The organism is Clostridium acetireducens DSM 10703, assembly GCF_001758365.1.
Lineage (GTDB): Bacteria > Bacillota > Clostridia > Clostridiales > Clostridiaceae > Clostridium_C > Clostridium_C acetireducens.
This window is the reverse complement of sequence record NZ_LZFO01000016.1, coordinates 20,492-37,911: the sequence shown is the minus strand read 5'-3', so window position 1 is coordinate 37,911 and position 17,420 is coordinate 20,492. Positions and strand designations below refer to the sequence as shown.

At 26.7% G+C, this 17,420-nt stretch carries 17 protein-coding genes; 7 read left to right on the top strand and 10 right to left on the bottom strand.

Going from position 1 to position 17,420, the window contains the following annotated elements:
• Window positions 1-140: 140 nt before the first annotated feature.
• The 4 genes from aroB to CLOACE_RS11775 form a co-directional block, all read right to left on the bottom strand.
• The gene (gene aroB / locus CLOACE_RS06625; protein WP_070110321.1) at window positions 141-1,208 is read right to left on the bottom strand and encodes a 3-dehydroquinate synthase; all 1,068 of its coding nucleotides are present in this window, start codon (window positions 1,206-1,208) and stop codon (window positions 141-143) included.
• A gap of 1 nt (window position 1,209) precedes the next feature.
• Window positions 1,210-2,055 carry a prephenate dehydrogenase gene (locus CLOACE_RS06620; RefSeq protein WP_423230262.1) on the bottom strand — a complete coding sequence of 282 codons (846 nt, stop codon included), beginning with the start codon at window positions 2,053-2,055 and terminating at the stop codon, window positions 1,210-1,212.
• A 13-nt stretch (window positions 2,056-2,068) separates the two neighbouring features.
• Entirely contained in the window at window positions 2,069-3,082 is a 1,014-nt protein-coding gene (aroF, locus tag CLOACE_RS06615) for a 3-deoxy-7-phosphoheptulonate synthase (protein WP_070110320.1), read from the bottom strand.
• A gap of 116 nt (window positions 3,083-3,198) precedes the next feature.
• On the bottom strand, window positions 3,199-3,360 hold the full coding sequence (locus tag CLOACE_RS11775) for a hypothetical protein (protein ID WP_175429444.1): 162 nt from the start codon (window positions 3,358-3,360) through the stop codon (window positions 3,199-3,201).
• A 429-nt stretch (window positions 3,361-3,789) separates the two neighbouring features.
• On the opposite strand from CLOACE_RS11775, the gene CLOACE_RS06610 reads away from it, so the two are divergent.
• Window positions 3,790-4,344 (top strand): biotin transporter BioY, encoded by a 555-nt coding sequence (locus tag CLOACE_RS06610; RefSeq protein ID WP_070110319.1) that lies wholly within the window; start codon window positions 3,790-3,792, stop codon window positions 4,342-4,344.
• 216 nt (window positions 4,345-4,560) lie between these two features.
• Here the strand turns inward: CLOACE_RS06610 and CLOACE_RS06605 are convergent, their stop codons facing one another.
• The 4 genes from CLOACE_RS06605 to CLOACE_RS06590 form a co-directional block, all read right to left on the bottom strand.
• Window positions 4,561-5,664: a hypothetical protein gene (locus tag CLOACE_RS06605; RefSeq protein ID WP_070110318.1), complete on the bottom strand. Its 1,104-nt coding sequence runs from the start codon at window positions 5,662-5,664 to the stop codon at window positions 4,561-4,563.
• Window positions 5,645-6,541, bottom strand: coding sequence for an ABC transporter ATP-binding protein (locus CLOACE_RS06600; RefSeq protein ID WP_070110317.1), 897 nt, complete (start codon window positions 6,539-6,541; stop codon window positions 5,645-5,647). Before CLOACE_RS06600 ends, CLOACE_RS06605 begins: the two co-directional genes overlap by 20 nt.
• A 20-nt stretch (window positions 6,542-6,561) precedes the next feature.
• Window positions 6,562-6,948 (bottom strand): GntR family transcriptional regulator, encoded by a 387-nt coding sequence (locus CLOACE_RS06595; protein ID WP_070110316.1) that lies wholly within the window; start codon window positions 6,946-6,948, stop codon window positions 6,562-6,564.
• A 549-nt stretch (window positions 6,949-7,497) separates the two neighbouring features.
• Window positions 7,498-7,890, bottom strand: a complete 393-nt coding sequence (locus CLOACE_RS06590; RefSeq protein WP_070110315.1) for a bactofilin family protein — start codon at window positions 7,888-7,890, stop codon at window positions 7,498-7,500.
• A gap of 314 nt (window positions 7,891-8,204) precedes the next feature.
• Here CLOACE_RS06590 and CLOACE_RS06585 point away from each other — a divergent pair, with 314 nt between their 5' ends.
• From CLOACE_RS06585 to CLOACE_RS06565, 5 genes are all read left to right on the top strand, one after another.
• The gene (locus CLOACE_RS06585; protein WP_070110314.1) at window positions 8,205-8,750 is read left to right on the top strand and encodes an NADH peroxidase; all 546 of its coding nucleotides are present in this window, start codon (window positions 8,205-8,207) and stop codon (window positions 8,748-8,750) included.
• Between the two features lie 162 nt (window positions 8,751-8,912).
• Entirely contained in the window at window positions 8,913-9,287 is a 375-nt protein-coding gene (crcB, locus tag CLOACE_RS06580) for a fluoride efflux transporter CrcB (RefSeq protein WP_070110313.1), read from the top strand.
• A 326-nt stretch (window positions 9,288-9,613) separates the two neighbouring features.
• Window positions 9,614-10,801 (top strand): quaternary amine ABC transporter ATP-binding protein, encoded by a 1,188-nt coding sequence (locus tag CLOACE_RS06575; RefSeq protein WP_070110312.1) that lies wholly within the window; start codon window positions 9,614-9,616, stop codon window positions 10,799-10,801.
• Window positions 10,801-11,622 (top strand): ABC transporter permease, encoded by an 822-nt coding sequence (locus CLOACE_RS06570; protein ID WP_070110311.1) that lies wholly within the window; start codon window positions 10,801-10,803, stop codon window positions 11,620-11,622. Before CLOACE_RS06575 ends, CLOACE_RS06570 begins: the two co-directional genes overlap by 1 nt.
• Before the next feature lie 78 nt (window positions 11,623-11,700).
• Window positions 11,701-12,588: a glycine betaine ABC transporter substrate-binding protein gene (locus tag CLOACE_RS06565; RefSeq protein WP_070110310.1), complete on the top strand. Its 888-nt coding sequence runs from the start codon at window positions 11,701-11,703 to the stop codon at window positions 12,586-12,588.
• A 140-nt stretch (window positions 12,589-12,728) separates the two neighbouring features.
• On the opposite strand, the gene CLOACE_RS06560 is transcribed toward CLOACE_RS06565, so the two are convergent.
• Together CLOACE_RS06560 and CLOACE_RS06555 are read right to left on the bottom strand one after the other, a co-directional pair.
• Window positions 12,729-14,390, bottom strand: coding sequence for an L-lactate permease (locus CLOACE_RS06560; protein ID WP_070110309.1), 1,662 nt, complete (start codon window positions 14,388-14,390; stop codon window positions 12,729-12,731).
• A gap of 319 nt (window positions 14,391-14,709) precedes the next feature.
• Window positions 14,710-15,666 (bottom strand): L-lactate dehydrogenase, encoded by a 957-nt coding sequence (locus tag CLOACE_RS06555; protein ID WP_070110308.1) that lies wholly within the window; start codon window positions 15,664-15,666, stop codon window positions 14,710-14,712.
• Between the two features lie 762 nt (window positions 15,667-16,428).
• Here CLOACE_RS06555 and CLOACE_RS06550 point away from each other — a divergent pair.
• On the top strand, window positions 16,429-17,130 hold the full coding sequence (locus tag CLOACE_RS06550) for a FadR/GntR family transcriptional regulator (protein WP_070110307.1): 702 nt from the start codon (window positions 16,429-16,431) through the stop codon (window positions 17,128-17,130).
• Window positions 17,131-17,420: the final 290 nt, after the last annotated feature.

The following is a 17,420-nucleotide window of genomic DNA, read 5'->3' as shown; positions in this document are numbered from 1 at the left end:
CTTTCTATTTTATCCACAACTACCTAATTTAAGTCAATGAATAATTATTTTTATACTCCTAAATTTCTTACTTTAATAATGATTTCTTTAGCACATTAATAAATCTATAATCATTTGTAATGCCTAATTATATTAAAAACTTATATAAACTTCACTTTATTCATATCTTTAATATTTATCTTTTTAATAAATCCATTCCCTATATTTTTAAGTAAAATTATATTCATATTTTCACAATTATTTTTCTTATCTCTACTAATAATATCTATAATTTCACTTTTATCTATAGTTGGAATTTTCCAAGGCAAATTATACTTAATTATTATTTTTTTTATTAAATCTGAAGTACCTTTTTCCGTTAATCCAAAATCTTCGCTATTTTTAGTAATTGCATACATTCCCATAGCTACAGCTTCTCCATGAGTAAATTTTTTGTATTGAAAGTATTTTTCTATACCATGACCTATTGTATGACCAAAATTAAGAAGCATTCTTTCGCCATTGTCTTTTTCATCTTTTTCTACTAAATTTTTTTTAATACTACAGCAAGTATAAATTAGCTCTTCTATATTATTAAATAAATCTTCCTTCCCTTTATATTGTAAAAGATTATTAAATAATTTTCTATCTTTAATAGCACCATATTTTATCATCTCTGCCATACCATCATATAAATATCTTTCATCTAATGTTTTTAGTAATTCTGGGTCTATAAATACTGCCTTTGGATGATAAAAACTTCCTATAAGATTTTTACCATAATCTGTATTTATAGCTACTTTTCCACCTATACTACTGTCAATTTGACCTATAAGAGAAGTTGGTATTTGTATAAAAGAAATTCCTCTTAATAACATTGAAGCAGCAAACCCGCCTAAATCTCCAACTACTCCACCGCCAAATGTAATTATCAAATCTCCTCTATTAAGTTTTAATTCTAAAAGCTTATTGCAAACCTGCTCTAACACTTTAAAGAATTTGCTTTTTTCTCCTGGTTCTATTATAATTTTATTGGTTAAAAAATTTTCTTTTATTAAATTATTTTTTATTCTTTCGCCATATAACTTTTCAATATTTGAATCAGTTATTATGGCTATTTTTTTATTTTTATATATTTTTTTAATTTCTTTTCCTATACTATCTAACAATCCCTTTTTTATATATATAGGATAAGTTTTATCAGAAAGATTTACTGTTAATGTATGCATACTACACTAGCTCCTTTCTTCTTAAACTTGCCTTTTCAAATTCAGATTTTATAATAGATTTATTGTTTTCTTTTATAGCATTTTTAATAGTTTCTATTTTTTCTTCAAAAACTTCTATTTTATTAATTATATTTTTTCTATTTGAAGTTAATAGCTCCACCCAAAGTGATGAATTAATATCTGCCACTCTTGTACCATCTTTAAAACTTCCTGCAATAAACAAAGATGTTTCTACATTTAAAATATCACTATTAATTAAAGCTACAGCTAATACATGAGTTAAATGACTTGTAAAAGCTATAATTTCATCATGGGCTTTAGGGGTAATTCTAACTACATTTTTACATCCTATTTTCTTTGCAATACTCTCTAAAATTTTAATATTTTCTTCTCTATTTTTTTCTACAGGAGTAATTATATAATTTGCATCATTAAATATATCTTTGGATGCAAAGCTTAATCCTTTATTTTCACTACCTGCCATAGGATGCCCTCCAATAAAATCTAATGACTTTGGAATAAATGAATTTATATTATTCACCAAATTTTCTTTAATTCCTGCTACATCTGTGATAATAGCTCCTTTTTTAAAATTTTTAATATTGTCTTTTACAAACTTTTCAGTTAAATTTGGATACAATGCTATTATTACTATATCAGAATGTTTTAATGGAATTTCAGGTTTAGTATAGCCTTTGTGAATTATGCATTTTTTCTCAGCAGCTTCAATAGTGCTTTTTTCTATATCAATTCCCCATAAATTTTTAGGCTTTAAATCTTTTAATGCCATAGCCAAAGAACCACCTATTAATCCTAATCCTACAACAGTTATATTTAATTCTATCAATTTTACCACCTCTTTATATGGCTCTACCGTTTATTTTTGCTATTTCTGATAAAGATTTAACTAATTCATTAAATTTTTCAGGTTTAATGGATTGTTCACCATCACATTTAGCATTTTCTGGATTGTTATGCACTTCTATAATTAAACCATCGGCACCAGCAGCTATAGCTGCTTTTGAAAGAGGTTCTACCATCCAACATATTCCTGCTGCATGGCTTGGATCCACTATAACTGGAAGATGACTTAATCTCTTTATTGCAGGTATTACACTTAAATCCAAGGTATTTCTTGTGTATGTTTCAAAAGTTCTTATTCCTCTTTCACAAAGAATTACATTTTCATTTCCTTCTGACATTACATATTCTGCAGACATAAGAAACTCTTCAATAGTAGCAGATAATCCCCTTTTTAAAAGCACAGGTTTATTTGCTTTTCCCACTTCTTTTAATAAATCAAAATTTTGCATATTCCTTGCTCCTATTTGCAAAACATCTGCAACTTGTGAAACTTTTTCAATTAAATTTGCAGACATAACTTCTGTTACAATAGGAAGACCTGTTTTTTCTTTTGCTAATTTTAATAATTCTAATCCATCTTCTTTTAATCCTTGAAAACTGTAAGGAGATGTTCTTGGCTTGTAAGCACCACCTCTTAGAAAAGTAGCCCCTGCTTTTTTTACATCCTCAGCTATAGTCATAATTTGTTCTTTATTTTCTACAGAACAAGGTCCTGCCATTATGGCTATTTGCTTTCCTCCTATACTACTGTGACCAACTTGTATATTAGTGCACTCAGGATGAAAAACCTTATTGGCTAGTTTGAAAGGTTCTTTTACAGATAATATTTTTTCAACATTTTTATTACATTGTATTTCCATAGTATTAATTTCACTTTTGTCACCTGTTAATCCTAATATAAAACTATTTTCCCCTTTAGACACATGGACCTTACAATGCAATAATTCTAACTTGCATTTAATGCTTTCAATTTCTGTTTTAGGTGTGTTTTCTTTCATAAAAATCACCATAATAATATCCTCCTTTTAATTTTTTATATAAAAAAAAGAAGACTCATAATGAGCCTTCTTTTATATATCAACACGTAATTAGCACACAAAATACACTAATTTAAATTATTTTCCAGTTAAGCACCATGGAAAACAATTGCTTCTCTATTAAACTCATTAGAAAAAGGAATATGCATTATTTTTTTGTAGAACAAATAACCAGCGCTATAATAAAAGCTCCAGTAATAATAAACATTATAAACTTGTTCTACTATTCCCTTTCTAATAATATTTTCCATTGTAATTTCTCCTATCTTTTATAATAATTTTATTTTAAATTCGTTTTTTTCTATTATATCAAATAATTAATAAAAATCAATAGCAAAAATTCAAAAATTTCAGTAAAAAACAAACTTAATACCATTTTATCTATTAATACCTAGGTTGTTGAATATTAATTTTAATTTTATACTATTTCAATTTAAATGACTTAGTATTATATTTATTTTTATAATATCTTGTATATATTTTATTTTTATGTCAATATTACTAAATAAATCCTCCTCATAAATTTTATATATACATTACTTATTATTTAAGTGCGATTAAATCGCACTTAATTGTTATGTGTATATAAAATTTCAGTTGACAATTAATATACATTGTTATATTCTTTAATTGTCAACTGAAATTATTTTATATGTTAACTATATAGGAGGACTATTATTATGAACATGAAAACAAGAGATATTATACTAGTATCTATTTTTGCAGCATTAACTGCTATTGGAGCATTTATTAAAATACCTATAGGTCCAGCACCTATAACATTACAACTTCTATTTACCACTTTAGCTGGTGTGCTTTTAGGTTCAAAATTAGGAGCTTTATCTCAATTAATATATGTACTTTTAGGACTTGTAGGCATACCAGTTTTCACTGAAGGCGGTGGATTTTCTTACATATTAAAACCTACTTTTGGTTACCTTTTAGGATTTATATTAGGTGCTTATATAATAGGCAAAATTGCAGAACACTATAAAAAAGTATCCACTTATAACCTATTTTTTGCTTGTTTAATAGGAACTATTGTTATTTACATTATAGGGGTTCCTTATTTATATTTAGGATTAAAATATGTTGTGCATAAAGACATAGGATTTATAAATGCCATAAAAGTTGGATGTATAGTATTTTTACCTGGCGATTTAGCTAAATGCTTATTAACAGCAGCATTAGGCAAAAAAATAATACCAACTTTAAATAAATCCAAAGGTTTTTAGTTGAGAGTTGAGAGTTGAGATTTAAGAGTTATGGAGGATTTCTTTCGTACCTCAAGAAATCATAATTATTAGTAACAAAATTAAAAATTTTTCGTAATGCAATGAAGAAAAATTCTCCATAACTCTTAACTCTTCTCTCTTAACTCTTAACTAAAAAAACTCTTCTCTCTCAACTCTCAACTAAAAAAATTGCATCGCAATTTTTTTACTTCCCCTCTAATTTCTAAAAGATTTTATCAGCTTACTTGTTGTAAAATAAAATACAATAGAAAATACTACAAAACAAATATCACTTAAAATAATTTCCTTTAATAAATAATATTCATAGTTTCTATAAATAAAATTCGGTGCAATACAAGCAATAAAAAGTCCAAAACATATTGCTGATCCGTATTTTAATACAGGTTCTAAAATCTTAAACATAAGTATATTGCCTGTTCTTTCAAAATTATTCTTTTTAAACAAGTATTTAGTAGCAAAATATAGTATAATTATTACAACTACTAGTATTATACATTTTAATCCAAAATTACTATATGATGCAATTTCACTTCCATTATAATCCATCTGACCATATAATGCTAAAGTTAGCCACTTAATTATTTTAGATTGTATTACTTGTAGCCATTGATACTTTTGAAAAGAAAAATTACTTCCCATATTGATTCTAATAAATTCCCAAATAAGATGTAAAATTCCTCCTGGAAATACTAATGCTATAGTTCCTAAAAGAGTGGCTGCATAGGCATTTCCACATATAGAATGCATAAGCATTAATAATGCAAAAACAAAAATATAAACTAAAAAATTCAATAAAAACCATTTTAATATAATACTATAATCAAAAAATGCTGGAAGTGAATTGGCTTTTATATATGCATTTACAACAGGTAAATTTTTGAAATAAGAAAAAGAAATTATTGCAAAATTAATTAAAGTTGGTACTGCTATAGTTAATTTTCCTATAAAAAATTTAGTATTTATTATTTCTTCTCTAGAAAAAGGCATAGTACTTAAATATTCAAAATTATTATTTCTATCTGATCCCATAATAATAAATGAAATAGTTATTACTATAATTATTAATAGAACTATTGAACTTCCTCCAAAAAGTCCCCAAAAAATATTATAATATTTTTCATTATTATTTAAAATATTTTCTGCTAAATGGTTATGATTTATATCCCACATCATTCTATCCATACTATTTAAAAAACTGGATGTTATAGTGAAAAATTGAATCATAAAAAATATAAGCATAGCCCATTTTCCATCTTTCCATTCTTTATATAACAATGCTTTATTTAAAAAGTTCTTCATATTCAGAGTCACCTCCTACAGAATAAATAAACATGTCTTCTAAACTTAAATCTATGAACTCATGGAAAACTATATTGGAATTTTTTAACTTACTTAAAATTTCATGGTTATAGCCATTTATAACAATATTATAAACTCGTCCTACTTTTTGTATATTCATAACACCTTTCCAAATAGACAAATCCTTTGGAGCTTCTTCTTTAAACACCACTTGAATTTTTTTTATATTTTCCTTCATTTCTTCAATAGAATTACTATATTTTATTTCTCCATCTCCCATAATAGCTACACTATCACATATTCTTTCTAAATCACTTAAATTATGAGAAGATATTAAAACTGTAGTGCCTCTTTCTGATACATCATCTAAAATAATATTCATAACTACTTTTTTAATTAAAGGATCTAATCCAGATGTAGGTTCATCCATAACAAGTACCTTAGGCATAATACTTAAATTTAACATTATAGCAAGTCTTGTTTTCATTCCCTTTGAAAGTTTTTTTCTTCTTATGTTTTCTGGTATTTTAAAAAATTTATTTAATTTATAAAATCTTTCTTTATTAAAGTTAGTATAACTTAGTTCATATAGTTTTATTAATTCTTTAACTTTTAAATTAGAAAATTGGTTATTAAAATCTGGTACATAGCCTACTATATTTTTTATATGTTTATTTTGAAAAACTTCTTTATCATCTATTTTTATTTGTCCTTTATCTACATTATATATACCTGTTAAGCATTTAATTAATGTAGTTTTTCCTGCTCCGTTATGTCCTATAAGTCCAAATATGCTTCCTTCTTTTATACTTAAATTTATATCTTTTAAAATATTTTTATCATCTAATGTTTTACATACTCCTTTTAATTCTATCAATATCCACACCTCCTTAAAATTCACTTTGAATTTCCTTTTATATTTTTATAAATTTCATTTACTATATTCAAAACATCTTCTTTTTTTAGCCCAACATAATGGGCTTCTATTATAATCTTTTTTAAACTTTCTTTTAAAGCTTCCATTTTATCTTCCTCCATTTTAGGCTTATAATTTTTTGATACATAAGTGCCCTTACCCCTTAATGTTTCAATAACCTTTTCTCTTTCAAGTTCTTTATAAGCTCTACTTACTGTATTAGGATTTGCTGTAACCATTAAAGAAAGTTCTCTAACAGAAGGTAGCTTATCTCCTGGCATTAATATTCCCTTTAGTATATCTTCTTTAATTGCATTTATAATTTGTTCATATATAGGAGTACTACTTCTACCATCAATATTAATCAACTAATCTCACCTCCAAAAATTTATGTATTAATCGTATTAATTGTATTAAGTGTATTGATTTAATTAGTGCACTTATAGTATACTGTAATTAAAAGATTTTGTAAATACACTTTTAAAATACATTTTAGGAGGACGTTATGAGGGATTATTTAAAATTTAAATTCTTCTTATACTTATCTTTTATATTGTTGTTTTCTGGCATACTAATTATAGAACAAATTTTTTAAAAATTTTAAATATATAAAATAAATATAATGTAAGAAAAAAAATAATTAAAAATAATAAGCAAATCCCATAAAGAAATTTTGCCTATTATTTTTAATTATTTTCTCCCCCACACTATCTCAATTACTATCCTCTGTCAAATGTCAAATCTAAAAAATGTCCTCTGTCAAATCTAAAAAAGCGTCCTCTAAAAAAAATTCCCTACTAAACATAATTAAAAACTTTTCGTAATATCAATGGAGAAAAATTCTCCAAAACTCTCAACTCTTCCATCTCAACTCTTAACTAAAAAAACATCTTCTCTTTAATAATATTAAATACATATTAAATATTTTCATCTGGTGAAATTATTCTCTTTATATCATCTAAAGTCATACTGCACTTTCCGTTAATTATTCCACCATCTTCCACAGCTAAATTAACAGTTTCAATATCTCCTGTTACTTTTCCCGTGGGAGCCACTTCCAAAATACCACTGGCATTTATATTTCCATCAATTTTTCCTAAAATTTTTACATTTACTGCATTTATATTTCCTTTAACATAACCAGTTTCACTTATTATAACTTCTGCTTTTCCATTTATATCTCCTGTAAATTGTCCTTCTACTTTAATTGATCCAGAAGCCTCCATATTTCCTGTTATATTAGTAGTAGTTCCTATTATAGTTTCAACCTTTGGACCATCATTTGAAGTTTTTTTAACACTTGAAAACATTTATTTCACTCCTTTAAATACACAATATATTTATTATACATCTTATAATACAGATTTAACACTATATTTTCAATATAATAAAATTATAATTTTATTAATATATTTTGAACAACATTTATAGCCTTTTATTAAACAAAGTAGGATATTTGCATAAAAAAATCAATTTAAATTACAACTTGGAAAAATTTTTTATAAATTTCATAAAAGCTATTGCATTTTAATAATAATTATTATATAATAACAACTGTAAAGAACAGCAAAATATAAATTATAAAATAAATTATAAATATAAATGAATTTAGGAGGAGTTTATAATGAAAAAATTTGTATGTACAGTATGTGGATATATTCATGAAGGAGATTCAGCACCAGATAAGTGCCCTCAATGCGGTGTTCCAAAGGAAAAGTTTATAGAAAAAGTTGAAGGAGAAATGGCTTGGGCTGATGAACATAAAATAGGAGTTGCAAAAGATGTAGATAAAGAGGTTTTAGAAGGATTAAGAGCTAACTTTACAGGAGAATGTACAGAAGTAGGTATGTATCTTGCAATGAGTAGACAAGCTGATAGAGAAGGTTTCCCAGAAATTGCAGAAGCTTACAAAAGAATAGCTTTTGAAGAAGCAGAACATGCTGCTAAATTTGCAGAATTATTAGGAGAAGTAGTAGACGCTGATACAAAGAAAAACTTAGAAGCTAGAGTAGAAGCTGAACATGGAGCTTGCCAAGGAAAGAAAGACTTAGCAACTTTAGCTAAAAAATTAAACTACGATGCAATTCATGATACAGTACATGAAATGTGTAAAGATGAAGCTAGACACGGTTCAGCTTTTAGAGGATTGTTAAATAGATATTTTAAATAGTAAAAATTAATCTATAATAACCTTAACCCCCTTTAAAATTATATAAATATATAGTACAATACTTTTAGTGAAGAAATTCACATTTAAGTGAATGTACTAAAACTCCTACTTAATTTAAGTAGGAGTTTTTTATATAATTTTAAATATTATAGGAGTCTTATTATGGAAAAAATATTTTTTGTAGGATTGGGAGGATTTATTGGTGCTTCTACTAGATATTTAATATCTAATATGGCATCAAAATATTTTTACAATTATATACCCTATGGAACATTAGTAGTTAATATATTAGGTGCTTTTCTAATGGGAGCAATAATGGAAGTTAGTATAAAATATAATTTAATTTCTCCAAATTTACGTATTTTCCTTACTACTGGAATACTAGGGGGTCTTACTACATTTTCAACTTTTAGTTACGAAACTGTAAATATATTTCAAAAGGGAAATTATATTTTAGCTTCAATAAATGCTAGCTTAAATTTATTTCTAAGTTTATTATTTGTATTTATAGGAAAATATATTATACAAATTTTATAATTTTGTAATTTATTCAAACACAGATATTTAATTTTTTTATAATCTAAATGAACAAAATTATATTTTACCTAATTTTGTTCATATTTTTTTAACAATATTTAATTTAACTTTATATTTAAATTAAATATATACTATATTTTCGAATATTACATCATATTTACTTATATTCAAAATATATTTTTTGTATTCTCATTATAATTCTGTATAAGTAGTTTTTAATACCATTTTCCCTGTTTTTGTTTGAAATATTATTTAGTTTATTGTATTATAATTGCAAGGGCATGCACACACAATTAATCCAAACTTTATATACATGGGGGGATTTAATGTACAAAATTCAAATTAATAATTTATACAAAATTTTCGGTAAACATCCTAAAAAAATTATTTCACTGGTAAAAAAAGGATTGTCGAAAGATGAAATACATCAAAAAACAAATCATACTATCGGTATAAACAATGTAAATTTTCAAGTAAATTCTGGCGAGTTTTTTGTGGTAATGGGCCTTTCTGGAAGCGGAAAATCAACTCTGATACGCTGTCTTAATCGTTTAATAAAACCGACCTATGGAGAAATTTTAATTGATGGAAAAGACATAAACAAATGTTCAGATAAAGAATTACTTCAAATTAGAAGAAAAAAAATGGCTATGGTATTTCAAAACTTTGCATTGCTTCCACACAGAGATGTTTGCAGCAATGTAGCTTATGGTTTAGAAATACAAGGAGTAGATGAAAAAACTAGAAAAAGTAAATCTTATGAAGCTTTAGAATTGGTAGGATTAAAAGGCTATGAAAATAGTATGCCTAGTGAATTAAGTGGAGGTATGCAACAAAGAGTAGGTCTTGCAAGAGCTTTAGCTACAAATCCTGATATTTTACTTATGGATGAAGCTTTTAGTGCATTAGACCCATTAATTCGTAGAGAAATGCAAGAAGAAATATTGGAGCTTCAGTCTAAAATGAAAAAAACTATAATATTTATAACTCACGATTTAGATGAAGCCCTGAGACTTGGAGATAGAATTGCTATTATGAAGGACGGAGCTATAGAGCAAATAGGTGCTCCTGAAGAAATATTAACTAATCCTGCTACAGATTATGTAAAAGCTTTTCTACAGGATGTAAATAGAACTAACATAATAACTGCTTCTTCTATAATAAAAAAATCAGAGGCAATAGTATCTATTAAGGATGGTCCTAAAGTGGCAATGAGACTTATGAAAAGAGAAGGTATTGCTAGTATATATGTAATTGATAAAGATAGAAAATTAAAAGGTATTGTAAAAATAGAAGATGTGGTGGATTTAATTAAAAAAGGAATTCACTATTTAGATAACATAATTATAAAAGATGTTCCAACAACTTCTCCCGATACCCCTATTTCTGATTTATTATCTCAAGCTCTTCATTCTAATTATCCTATAGTAGTTGTTGATAAAAATAATACTATGTTAGGAATCATAAAAAAATCTTCAATAATTGCTGGTATTTTAGGGGAGGAGGAATATTAATGTTTACTTTTCATATAGGTCCTTTTTTTGAAATAATAATAAATTGGCTTAAAGATAATATAGAACCTTTTTTTGATATTATTAAAATAATAAATGAGTTTTTAATAATATCCTTGGAAAAAATTCTTTTGTGGCCACCTAGTATAGTAATAATATTAATATTTACATTAATAGCTTATAAGTTATGTACTAAAGGTGTTACTGCTTTTACTTTTTTTGGGCTTTTATTTATTGATTCTATGGAATTATGGCCTCAAACTATGAAAACATTAGCTTTAGTATTAGTATCTACTTTTATAGCTCTGGTTATAGGTATTCCTTTGGGAATTTCAGCAGCTAAACACGATAAGGTAGATAAAATAGTAAAGCCTATTTTAGATTTTATGCAAACAATGCCTGCTTTTGTATACTTAATTCCAGCAGTATTGTTTTTTGGAATGGGAAAAGTTCCTGGTGCCATAGCTACTGTAATATTTGCTATGCCTCCAGCAGTTAGACTTACTAACTTAGGTATAAGACAAGTTCCAAAAGAAGTTATTGAAGCAGCTAAATCTTTTGGTTCTACATCAAAACAAATGCTCTACAAAGTGCAGCTTCCTATTGCTCTTCCAACTATTTTAGCTGGTGTAAACCAAACTATAATGCTAGCTTTATCCATGGTAGTTGTATCTGCAATGATAGGTGCCGGTGGTGTAGGTAAAGATGTACTAACAGGTATTACTCAATTAAATATAGCATTAGGTTTTGAAAGTGGACTTGCTGTAGTAATTTTAGCTATGATATTAGATAGGATTACTCAAGGATTAGGTGTAAGAAAATAACTTTTAAAAATAAGACTGTCATAAATTTAGACAGTCTTATTAAATAATAATATTACTTTATGGGAGGAATGTTATTTTATGAATAAAAAACTAAAAAAACTTATTGCATTATTTTCTGTTTGTATACTTATGATATTTATTACAGCAGGATGTAATAGTGCTTCAAAAAAAGCAGACAGTAAAAAGAAAACTGTTAAGCTTGTATACGCTAACTGGGTAGAAGGTATTGCTACTACTAATTTAACAAAAGCAATATTAGAAGATAAAATGGGCTATACTGTGGAAACTACTATGGGAGATGTAGGTATAATATTTACATCATTATCTCAAGGAGATTCTGATGTTTTCCTAGATGGTTGGCTTCCTAAACTTCATGCAGATTACATGAAAAAGTATAAAGATAGCATAGTTGATTTAGGAATAAACTATAAAAATGCACCTGTAGGATTGGTAGTTCCTTCTTATGTTAAAATAAATAGTATAGAGGAATTAAATTCTATGAAAGATGAATTTGATAAAAAAATTATAGGTATTGATTCTGGTGCAAGTATTATGAAAGTTACAGAAAATCTTATAAAAGATTATAACTTAGATTTTGAATTAGTAGAAGGCAGTGGACCAACTATGATAGCTATGTTAAAAGCAGCTATAGATAAGAAAAAACCTATAGTGGTAACTGGCTGGAAACCTCATTGGAAATTTGCAAAATGGGATTTAAAATTCTTAGAAGACCCTAAAAAAATGTATGGTGAACCAGAAGATGTTCATACATTAGCGAGAAAAGGTCTAGAAGAAGATATGCCTGAAGTATACCAATTCTATAAAAATTTTAAAATGGATGACAAACAATTAAATACTTTATTAAAAATGATAAATGACAATCCTAACAAAGAACCTATAGAAGTTTGTAGGGAATGGATTAAGCAAAATGAAGATGTAGTTAATAGTTGGATTCCAAAAAAATAAATTTAAATGTAAAAAGAAAAAAGGAGGGGTTCTCCTTTTTTTCTTTTGTAAGAAAATTATTTATATAATTATATTGTGTAAGAAAATTTAAGAGTTATATGGCAAAAGAATAAAATATTCTTTAGCTAACTTAATTTATATTATATATTTAAGGGATTAAATCCCATATATATCATTATTGCTACTGCCACTGCTGAAGCTACAGCATAAATTATAGCTGGTACTGAATTGCTTTTAATAAGTTTTCCTTCAACTCCAGCTACACCTACTGTTGCACAAACTGCAACAATATTGTTTATACATACCATATTTCCTATACATCCACCTATAACTTGCAACGCAATAATAAGTACTTTTGACATATTCAAAATAGAAGCTGTCTCAAATTGCAAAGATGAGAATAAGATATTTGATACTGTAGCAGAACCTGACATGAATGAACCTAATATACCTATAAGAGGTGAAACAAAAACATATCCTTGTCCTGCAACACCTGCAATAGATTTAGCCATTTCAGTTAACATACTACTAAGTCCTGCAGCGTTCACATTAGAATTAAGCATTAATTGTACTAATGCCACTCCTGCAAATAATGCAATTGCAGCATCTTTTACTTGATTAAAAGTATTTGACCAAGATGCTTTTACTCTCTTTCCATCCATTTTATGAATTACATGAGTAATTAAAGCAACTAACATAAATGGAATTATTCCTGGAAGGTAAGCCCAACCTAATTCATAGTTTAACCCTTTAGTACCTAATATATTTGGTATTACAATCTTTTGGTTAACTAATATTTGCTTTAATCCAAAAGCTGGAATACGTGTTAACACTAATATTACTGCAATTAATACATAAGGAATCCAAGCTTTTACTAAAGACATGGCAGGTTGTTCATCACTTTCTTCTTCTACATTATTCTTAGCTTTCCATTCTTCTTCCCATTCAGATGGATTTGGAAAATCCCATACTTTCTTAGGCATAAGGAATCCTTTTTTTACAGCAAATATTGTAATAACAAGTCCTATAAGACCACCTAATAATGCAGGTAATTCTGGACCTGCTACACTAGCTATTAAAAACATAGGAACACTAAATGCTAATCCTGAAAAAATAGCAAAGGGTGCCACCTCTAAAGCAGGTTTAATAGATTTTTCTTTTCCAAAAAATTTTGTCATCATGCATATAGCTATTAACGGAATAAATATTCCTATAGTTCCATGTATTAAAGCAATCCATTTTGATGTAGTAATTGTAAACAATTCTGGATTTACCCCTATAGCTTTAATATTACTTGCTATAGTACTCATTGCCGCAGCTGTTGGAGTACCTACTGCTCCATAAGGAACTGGAGTACTATTCATAATAAGAGTAACCATAGCAGCTGCTAATGGAGGAAACCCAAGTCCTACAAGAAGTGGTGCTGCTAAAGCTGCTGGTGTTCCAAACCCTGCTGCCCCTTCTATAAAAGCTGCAAACATCCATCCAATAATTATAGCTTGTATACGTTTATCTTTTGTAATATTACTAAAACCATTATTAATTGCAGCCATAGCACCGGATTGTTTTAAAGTATTTAAAATTAATATAGCACCAAAAATAATAATAATAACATCTACTGCTTTAAACAAACCAAATACTGAATATGCCATAATATTGTGAAACGTCATTTTCCAAAGAGTTAATCCTATTACTGCAGCAATAGCCCATGCTAGCGATAAAGCTTTTTTAGCAGACCAATTAAAACCTACCATCAGGATTATTGTTACTAGAATTGGCATAAATGCAATAAGTCCGAACATAGTAATATATCCTCCTTTCATTCAAAAACAACAACATTACATACAAATTTTTCAAATAACTATTTAAAGGTTTTCACCAAAAATTTTATATTTTCAACTTAAAATTTCATATAAAATTTTGCAATTTCCCACTACCAATTATTTTTTAAGGAATTTAAAAATTCAGCTATCAAACATCAAACAGAATTATTTTTTTAAGTAATTTTTTATTCTTAAAGTAATTTTAAATTTTATAATCTTATAATTTATATAATCAAAGGAGAGGTATGGGAAATTGCAAAACTATTACAATTTTTTTTGTTATATTGTCAATTTAATATTATAGTCCTTCTGCATTATTTAAAGTTTCTTTTAAAGTATCTGCAGATTTAACTAATTTTTCAACTTCATCATCACTTAAGGATATATCTAATGCTTTTTCAACACCATTTCCACCTACTACACATGGTAATCCTAGATAAACATCATTAATTCCATAGTAATTTTCTACTAGAGTAGAAACTGGTAATATAGTTTGTTCATCTCCTAATATAGCTTCTACAATACGAGTTACTGCTAAAGCTATAGCATAGAAAGTAGCACCTTTTCTATTGATAACTTCATAAGCAGCATTTTTAACATTTTCATAAACTTCTGTTCTAAAAGTATCATCGTATGGAAGATTTTCTTTCTTAGCATATTCATCAATTTTAATATTTTGAATGTTAGTTACACTCCAAGTAGCAATTTCGGAATCTCCATGTTCTCCCATAATGTAAGTATTTACATTTCTTGGGTCTACATCGTATCTCTTTCCTATTTCATATTTAAGTCTTGATGTATCTAAAACTGTACCAGATCCTATAACTCTTTCTTTAGGGAATCCTGATAATTTATAAGTTACATAACTTAATACGTCTACTGGATTTGAAACTACTAATAATATAGCATCTTTATTGTATTTAACTACTTCTGGAATTATAGATTTAAATATATTTATATTTTTGTTTACAAGTTGAAGTCTAGTTTCTCCTGGTTTTTGAGCAAGACCTGCTGTAATTACAACTATGTCTGAACCTTCTGTATCCTTATAGTCTCCGCTTATTACGTTTACAGGTTTTACGAAATCTGCTCCATGAGATAAATCCATAGCTTCGCCTTCTGTTTTTGCTTTGTTAACATCTACTAATACTAATTCTGTAGCAACTCCAGATAACATTAATGCATAAGCAGTAGTTGCTCCTACTGAACCTGCTCCTACAACTGAAATTTTAGTAGTATTTCTTTTTTTCATCATTTTTAATTACCCCCTGCAAATTTAAATTTAATTTTATTTTAATCTTAATTTAATACTGGTATTATGGTTTACTGGTATTACGGTTTAGTGGTATTACCAGCTCGTTGTTTATATAATATCACATTATTTTATAAATTTCTACAATAGTTAATTAATTAACACTAATTTTTTTATATATTATTTTTGGTATTTATAAGAAATAATATGGTTTACATAGTTAATTAAAAATTAAAAAAATTATAAAATACTACTATTTAAACTAAAAAATCAAGAAAGTTTGTTATAAACGTAACAATTTTAACATTTTAATTATCACAAATAAACCTGTAATATTATCTAATCAATAATTATAATTGTCTGTTTATAGGAATTTTTTATATATTTATGCATTTTAGATATTAATATAATAGAAATTTTTTATATAATTTGGAAATAATATAATTGTGTAACTTTAGAAAATACGCACCTGAAACCTTCATTTCACTGGAAAGTGCAAGCTTTTATTATGCTAAAAAACCTATTTTAATATACTTGACACAAACTTAAAGCTTAGAGTATAATCTTAATATAAACGATAAATATTTAACAATAATATAATTAGTATTTTTATAATGTGTTAAAAAACATTAATATATATTGATAAATAGTTAATATTCTTGATAAATATTTCGAATTGGGCAATATATATTATTTACATTGTATATTTATAAAAACATTTTCATCAGTATAGTTAAGAATATAGTTAAGAAGGGATGAATATTTATGTTTAGTCCTATAAAAAATACAAAAGTATATGAAAAAGTTATAGAACAAATTAAAGAAATGATTGCTAAAGGTACTTTTAAAAAGGGTGACAAACTTCCTTCTGAAAGGGAAATGGCTGAAAGTTTAAAAGTTAGTAGGACTTCTATAAGAGAAGCTCTTAGAGAATTAGAAATAATGGGAATTATAGAATCTAGACAAGGTGAAGGAAATTTTATAAAAGACAACTTTGAAAATAATTTATTTGAACCTTTATCAACTATATTTCTATTAAAAGAAAGTAATCCCGAAGAAATATTAGAACTTAGACATATTATTGAAAGAGGCTCTGTTATATTAGCAGCAGAAAGAATAACCCATGAAGAATTAGAAGAAATAGATTTACTTTTTGAAAATGCTAAAAATTCAAATTCTGAAGAAGAGTTAGTTAAAGTAGACATAACTTTCCATTACAAAATAGCTCAAGCTTCTAAAAATTTTCTTATAGTAAGTATATTAAATGCTATATCCTTTTTAATTGAATCTTTTATTAAAAACACTAGAAAGAATATACTAACAGAAAAAGAACACAAAGCTATGCTTATACAGCAACACAGAACTATTTTCACAGCATTAAAAAATCATGATTCCAATGCTGCTGAAAAAGCTATGTCAACACATTTGCAATACGTTAATACTCAAATGAAAAAAGGAATACATTAAATTTTATTTAAAGGTACTAAAAAATTAGTACCTTTTTCATTTAAAAAAATTCTGTAAATAAGTTACACCCAAAAATTGACGTAAAAAATTACAAAGTTAATAGTCAGTAAGTAATGTTGTAAATAAGTCATTTCATTAAGAGAGTCTAAGAATAAAAAATTAAAAAACTCCTACCCAATTTATGCCCCGTCCTTGGGGCGGAAATTGGCTCATCACGTCCTGTGATGAATTACGGAGTTTTTTTATTTTTTCTTCTAAGACTCTCTAGAATTTATTCAAATATTTACAAC

Coding starts and splice junctions, on each gene's coding strand:
- aroB (WP_070110321.1), bottom strand. CDS start 1,208: ATGCATACATTAACAGTAAATCTTTCTGATAAAACTTATCCTATATAT.
- aroF (WP_070110320.1), bottom strand. CDS start 3,082: ATGGTGATTTTTATGAAAGAAAACACACCTAAAACAGAAATTGAAAGC.
- CLOACE_RS11775 (WP_175429444.1), bottom strand. CDS start 3,360: ATGGAAAATATTATTAGAAAGGGAATAGTAGAACAAGTTTATAATGTT.
- CLOACE_RS06610 (WP_070110319.1), top strand. CDS start 3,790: ATGAACATGAAAACAAGAGATATTATACTAGTATCTATTTTTGCAGCA.
- CLOACE_RS06605 (WP_070110318.1), bottom strand. CDS start 5,664: ATGAAGAACTTTTTAAATAAAGCATTGTTATATAAAGAATGGAAAGAT.
- CLOACE_RS06590 (WP_070110315.1), bottom strand. CDS start 7,890: ATGTTTTCAAGTGTTAAAAAAACTTCAAATGATGGTCCAAAGGTTGAA.
- CLOACE_RS06585 (WP_070110314.1), top strand. CDS start 8,205: ATGAAAAAATTTGTATGTACAGTATGTGGATATATTCATGAAGGAGAT.
- crcB (WP_070110313.1), top strand. CDS start 8,913: ATGGAAAAAATATTTTTTGTAGGATTGGGAGGATTTATTGGTGCTTCT.
- CLOACE_RS06575 (WP_070110312.1), top strand. CDS start 9,614: ATGTACAAAATTCAAATTAATAATTTATACAAAATTTTCGGTAAACAT.
- CLOACE_RS06570 (WP_070110311.1), top strand. CDS start 10,801: ATGTTTACTTTTCATATAGGTCCTTTTTTTGAAATAATAATAAATTGG.
- CLOACE_RS06565 (WP_070110310.1), top strand. CDS start 11,701: ATGAATAAAAAACTAAAAAAACTTATTGCATTATTTTCTGTTTGTATA.
- CLOACE_RS06560 (WP_070110309.1), bottom strand. CDS start 14,390: ATGTTCGGACTTATTGCATTTATGCCAATTCTAGTAACAATAATCCTG.
- CLOACE_RS06555 (WP_070110308.1), bottom strand. CDS start 15,666: ATGATGAAAAAAAGAAATACTACTAAAATTTCAGTTGTAGGAGCAGGT.
- CLOACE_RS06550 (WP_070110307.1), top strand. CDS start 16,429: ATGTTTAGTCCTATAAAAAATACAAAAGTATATGAAAAAGTTATAGAA.